Origin of the sequence: Streptomyces sp. NPDC006265, from assembly GCF_040613555.1 — a bacterium.
Taxonomy (GTDB): domain Bacteria; phylum Actinomycetota; class Actinomycetes; order Streptomycetales; family Streptomycetaceae; genus Streptomyces.
This window is the reverse complement of the sequence record NZ_JBEXSH010000583.1, coordinates 1-5774: the sequence shown is the minus strand read 5'-3', so window position 1 is coordinate 5774 and position 5774 is coordinate 1. Positions and strand designations below refer to the sequence as shown.

Here is a 5774-nt window from a genome sequence, read left to right as displayed (position 1 = left end):
TCGTTCTGCTCCGACGGCGATGAGGATGGCCACGATGGCGCCGCCGAGGAGCATGAGGGGTACGGCGAGGGCCATCGAGGTGCCGTCGGGCAGGACCGGATCGTCGGCGGTCTGATCGCCGAGCTCCAGGACGCGCTGATCGGCCTCGCCGAGGCTCACCCGGACGTGGCCATGCCCGGCCGCACCCACCTCCAGCACGCCCAGCCCGTCCTCTTCGCCCATCACGTCCTGGCGCACGTCCAGTCCCTCTCCCGGGACGCGGAGCGGCTGCGCCAGTGGGACGCGCGCACGGCGGTCTCGCCTTACGGCTCGGGCGCCCTGGCGGGCTCCTCCCTCGGGCTCGACCCGGAGGCGGTGGCGAAGGACCTCGGCTTCGAACACGGCTCGGCCGGCAACTCCATCGACGGCACGGCCTCCCGGGACTTCGTCGCCGAGTTCGCCTTCATCACGGCGATGATCGGGGTCAACCTCTCCCGGATCGCCGAGGAGGTCATCATCTGGAACACGAAGGAGTTCTCCTTCGTGACCCTGCACGACGCGTTCTCCACGGGCTCGTCGATCATGCCGCAGAAGAAGAACCCGGACATCGCCGAGCTGGCCCGGGGCAAGTCGGGCCGCCTCATCGGCAACCTGACGGGCCTGATGGCCACGCTCAAGGCTCTCCCGCTCGCGTACAACCGCGACCTCCAGGAGGACAAGGAACCGGTCTTCGACTCCATCGACCAGCTGGAGGTCCTGCTCCCGGCCTTCACCGGCATGATGGCCACCCTCACCGTCCACCGCGAGCGCATGGAGGAACTGGCCCCGGCCGGCTTCTCCCTCGCCACGGACATCGCCGAGTGGCTGGTCAAGCAGGGCGTCCCGTTCCGTGTGGCCCACGAGGTCGCCGGCGAGTGTGTGAAGGTCGCCGAAGCCGAGGGCAAGGAACTGGACGGGCTGACGGACGAGCAGTTCGCCAAGATCTCCGCCCACCTGACCCCCGAGGTCCGCACGGTCCTCAACGTCCCCGGTGCCCTGGCCTCCCGCAACGGCAGGGGCGGCACGGCCCCGAGCGCGGTCGCCGTCCAGCTGGCAGAGGTGAAGGCGGACGTGGCGGCCCAGCACGAGTGGGCAGTGGCCAAGAAGCAGGCCTGAGGTCATCGCCCTCGGGGGCGCGGGGAATCGCGCGAACAGGCGAAGGCGACCCGCACGCGCCGAAACACCGTGAGTCCCGAACTCCGAGGCGCAGGTCATCGCGGGTTACGTTGAGTCGGAGCCGAACCGGAGCCGAACCGGAGCCGAACCGGAGCCGAACCGGAGCCGACCGAACGGAGCCCGCGATGCCCTTCGCCCGCCTGGCCGCAGCGACAACCCCTACCTGCCACATCGGCCTCGGCCTCGCCGCCGTAGGACGCCCCGGCTATATCAACCTCGGCCGAGACGAAGACCTCGGAGAGGACCGCAGCGTGGAAACGCTGCGTACCCGCACCCACGAGCTCCTCGACGCCGCCTATGCCCAAGGCGTCCGCTACTTCGACGCCGCCCGCTCCTACGGCCGCTCCGAGGAGTTCCTCGCCGACTGGCTCAAGGACAGGCCCGGCCTCGACGACATCGTCGTGGGCAGCAAGTGGGGCTACACCTACACCGCCGACTGGTCCACCGACGCCGAGAAGCACGAGGTCAAGGACCACACCCTCGCCGCCTACGAACGGCAGCGCGCGGAGAGCGACGCCCTGCTCGGCGACCGGCTCGACCTCTACCAGATCCACTCGGTGACCCCGGACAGCCCGGCCCTCACCGACAAGGAACTGCACGCGAAGCTCGCGGAAGCCGCCGCGCAGGGCCTCACCGTCGGCTTCTCCACCAGCGGTCCCGCCCAGGCGGACGCGATCCGTGCAGCCCTCGCCGTCACGGTGGATGGCGAACCCCTCTTCCGTACCGTGCAGTCCACATACAACGCGCTGGAGACCTCCGCCGCCCCCGCCCTCGCCGAGGCGCACGACGCCGGGCTCACCGTGATCGTCAAGGAGGGCATGGCCAACGGCCGGCTCGCCGGGCCGTACGCCCCGGACCTCGTCAAGGAGATCGCCGAGCGGACCGGGCTGGGCTGCGACGCCGTCGCACTGGCCGTGATCCTCCGGCAGCCCTGGGCCGGTGTCGTCCTCTCCGGCGCGGCCACCACCACCCAGCTCGCCTCGAACCTGCACGCGGCGGTCGTCGACCTCGGCGACGACCAGCTGACCCGCCTCGCCGCGCTGGCGGAGGAGCCGCACGCGTACTGGGAGCGGCGCGCGCAGCTGCCCTGGCACTGATCACCGCTTCTTTCGCACCAGCATGCCAGCCGTGAGTCACGCATGCCCCTGGTGAGACATTTGTGTCTCATGTGGGTTATCGTTGTCTCATGGCTGTCGATCCTGAGCACGTGTTGCGCGCCGCCGCGTCCCTGCTGGCCCGCAAATCCACCGCGACCATGGACGAGGTCGCCAAGGCCGCCGGAATCAGCCGGGCCACGCTGCACCGGCACTTCGCCGGACGTGACGCCCTCGTCCGGGCGCTGGAGGAGCTCGGCATCGCGGAGTGCGAGGCCGCCCTGGACGCGGCCCGGTTGGAGGAGGGCACCGCGAGCGAGGCCGTACGCCGGCTGGTCGGCGACATCGAGCCCGCTGCCGGGCTGCTCGCATTCCTCTACACCGAGAACCAGCTCTTCGAAGGCGAGGAGCAGAACGCCGGCTGGACCCGGATCGACGACCGCATCTCCGCCCTGTTCAGTCGCGGTCAGCTCAGCGGCGAGTTCCGCATCGACCTCACGCCCGCCTGGCTCACCGAGGCGCTGTACGGCCTGATGGCCTCCGGCGCCTGGATGGTGCACAGCGGCAAGGGCGCCCCCAAGGACTTCCAGCACATGATCGTCGAGCTGCTGCTCGGCGGCGCACTCAGGAGAGAGGAATCATGACCAGCACCCTGCAGCCGACGATGACGACGGAGGCGAAGCGCCCGGGCCGCTGGCTCGCGCTCGGCGTTCTCGTGCTCGCCGTGCTGCTGGTGGCCGTCGACGCGACCGTCCTCGGTCTCGCGACCCCCTACATCAGCGAGGACCTGAAGCCCTCCGGCACGCAGCTGCTGTGGATCGGCGACGTCTACTCGTTCGTCATCGCCGGTCTGCTCGTCTCCATGGGCAGCCTCGGCGACCGGATCGGCCGCAAGCGCATCCTGCTGATCGGTGCGACGGCGTTCGGCGTGATATCCGTGTTCAACGCCTACGCCACCACACCCGAGACGATGATCATCGCCCGGGCGCTGCTCGGTGTCGCCGGCGCGACCCTCATGCCGGCGACGCTCGCCCTGATCCGCAACCTCTTCCACGACCCGCGCGAGCGAAGTCTGGCCGTCGGCATCTGGGGCGCCACCGCCTCGGCCGGTACGGCCGTGGGCCCGATCGTCGGCGGATTCCTGCTGGAGCACTTCTGGTGGGGCTCGGTCTTCCTGATCAACCTGCCCGTGATGGTCGTCCTGGTCCTGGTCGGGATCAAGCTGCTGCCCGAGTCGCGTACCGCGAACCCCGGGCCCTGGGACCTGGTCAGCGTCGTGCTGTCGCTGGTCGGCATGATCGGCGTCGTGTACGCGATCAAGGAGGCGGCCACCCACGGCTTCGCGTGGAGCTCCCTGGCCGCGGGCCTGCTGGGCGCGGCCGCCCTGTACGGGTTCGTACGCCGTCAGCTCATGCTCCCCGCCCCGCTGCTGGACATGAGGCTGTTCCGCAACCGCGGCTTCAGCGGGGCGGTGCTGGCCGACCTGCTGACCATCCTCGGCCTGTCCGGGCTGGTGTTCTTCCTGTCCCAGTACCTGCAACTCGTCCAGGGCAGGCGCCCGTTCGAGGCCGGGCTGGCCGAACTGCCCGCGGCGATCGGAGCGGTGGTGGCCGGTCTGATCGCGGGGCGGGTGGCCCGGCGCTTCTCGGTGCGGTCCGTCGTCTCCGGCGGCCTCGCGGTGATAGGCCTCGCTCTGGCCGCACTCACGGTGCTCGATCAGTCCACGGGCTACCCGCTGCTCGGGACCGCGCTGCTGGTGGTCGGCGTGGGCGCCGGGTTCTCGTTCACCGTGACGGCGGACGTGATCCTCTCCAGCGTGCCCAAGGAGCATGCGGGCTCGGCGTCCGCCGTGTCCGAGACGGCGTACGAACTCGGTGCCGCGCTCGGCATCGCCGCGCTCGGCTCGATCGTGACCGGCGTCTACCGCGACTTCACCGGCCCCGCGGATACACCGGCCGCGGCCCACGAGTCACTGGGCGGCGCGGTCGAGGCGGCCGCGGGCATGCCGGCCCACAATGCCGCCGCGATGCTCGACGCGGCCCGCACGTCCTTCGTCGACGGCCTCGCCCTCGCAGCGGGCGTGGGCGCGGCGGTCCTGCTGGCAGCGGCGGTGGCAGCGTGGTTCCTGCTACGGGGCCAGAAGCTGGAGGGCGGCGCGACGAAGCACACGTAAGAGCCATGCCCTCAGGGGCGCGGGGCCCCACGCCGCCCTCGCCCCTGGGGTCACGCCGTCAGGGGCGCGGGGAACTGCGCGACCAGCCCCCACTCACCCGCAGCCGCCCCCGGTCCCGGCCGTCCGGGTCCGCTCGCGCCCCGGAAACCTACGCCGCTTCCTTCGCCTTGCTCGCGTACATGTCCACATACTCCTGCCCGGACAACTGCATGACCTCGGTCATCACCGAGTCGGTCACGGCCCGCAGCACATACCGGTCCCGGTCCATCCCCTCGTACCGGGAGAACTCCATCGCCTCACCGAACCGCACGGTGACCTTGCCGGGCCGGGGCAGCCCCGCCCCACCCGGCTGAAGTTTGTCCGTGCCGATCATGGCGAAGGGCACCACGGGCGCCCCCGTCATCAGGGTCAGCCGGGCGATGCCCGTCCGCCCCCGGTACAGCCGCCCGTCGGGCGAACGCGTTCCCTCCGGGTAGATGCCGAACATCCGGCCTTCCTCCAGCACCCGACGGCCGGTCATCAGCGCGGCGACACCGCCCCGCCCGCCGTCGCGGTCCACCGGGATCATGCCGACGCCGGTGAAGAACCAGGCCATCAGTCGGCCCTTGAGGCCCTTGCCGGTCACGTACTCGTCCTTGCCGATGAAGACGACCTGCCGGTCGCAGACCAGCGGCAGGATCATCGAGTCGATGAACGTCAGGTGGTTGCCGGCCAGGATGACCGGGCCGGTGCCGGGAATGTGCTCCGCACCCTCCACCTGTGGGCGGAACATCAGGCGCATGATCGGGCCGAGCACTGCCTTGATGAGCGCGAAGCGGGACAACGGGCCCTCCGGTGTCAAGGGATTCTGTATGAGTCTGTGCAGGTGAGGACGATACTCGTGGCCCCGGGCATAGCGCACATCGGGCACGGCGACTTCACCGAGGCCTTACGCACTGTTGACGCGTGTTTACCTGCGGTGGCGCGCCGCAGGCGTCGCGTAACGCGGCCGACATGATGTGACGCACATCGCCCCGGGGCTCAGCGGACGGTTCCCAGAACGGCGGCACCGAACCGAACGGACGCGAGGAACCGTCAACTCATCCTCCCTACCAGCCACTACGACATCCGACATCACCCGCGTGTTCCGCCCGGGGTCTCCCATTCGTCATGTACGCGCCCCTACGATCGGCCCGCACTGACGAGCCGAACGGCCAGGGAGGGCGCTCATGGGAACGCAGGAGTCGAACGAAGAAACGAGCGGTACCGGACGGCGGGCCCTTCTCGGTGCGGCGGTCCTCGGCACCGGCGGAGCGGTGCTCGGCATGGCCGGC

The 5774-nt window shown here is 70.4% G+C and carries 5 protein-coding genes; 4 read left to right on the top strand and 1 reads right to left on the bottom strand.

Going from position 1 to position 5774, the window contains the following annotated elements; translation table 11 throughout:
* The 4 genes from argH to ABZ281_RS34470 form a co-directional block, all read left to right on the top strand.
* Positions 1–1134 (top strand): argininosuccinate lyase (argH, locus tag ABZ281_RS34485; protein WP_356661958.1); only part of this gene is annotated, 1134 nt, incomplete at its 5' end.
* 185 nt (positions 1135–1319) lie between these two features.
* Complete coding sequence (locus ABZ281_RS34480; protein WP_356661956.1) at positions 1320–2291, top strand: aldo/keto reductase; 972 nt, start codon at positions 1320–1322, stop codon at positions 2289–2291.
* Positions 2292–2380: 89 nt separating this feature from the next.
* Complete coding sequence (locus ABZ281_RS34475) at positions 2381–2932, top strand: helix-turn-helix domain-containing protein (protein WP_356661954.1); 552 nt, start codon at positions 2381–2383, stop codon at positions 2930–2932.
* Positions 2929–4461 (top strand): MFS transporter, encoded by a 1533-nt coding sequence (locus ABZ281_RS34470; RefSeq protein WP_356661952.1) that lies wholly within the window; start codon positions 2929–2931, stop codon positions 4459–4461. Before ABZ281_RS34475 ends, ABZ281_RS34470 begins: the two co-directional genes overlap by 4 nt.
* A 148-nt stretch (positions 4462–4609) precedes the next feature.
* Here the strand turns inward: ABZ281_RS34470 and ABZ281_RS34465 are convergent, their stop codons facing one another.
* The gene (locus ABZ281_RS34465) at positions 4610–5284 is read right to left on the bottom strand and encodes a lysophospholipid acyltransferase family protein (RefSeq protein WP_142164983.1); all 675 of its coding nucleotides are present in this window, start codon (positions 5282–5284) and stop codon (positions 4610–4612) included.
* Positions 5285–5774 lie beyond the last annotated feature (490 nt).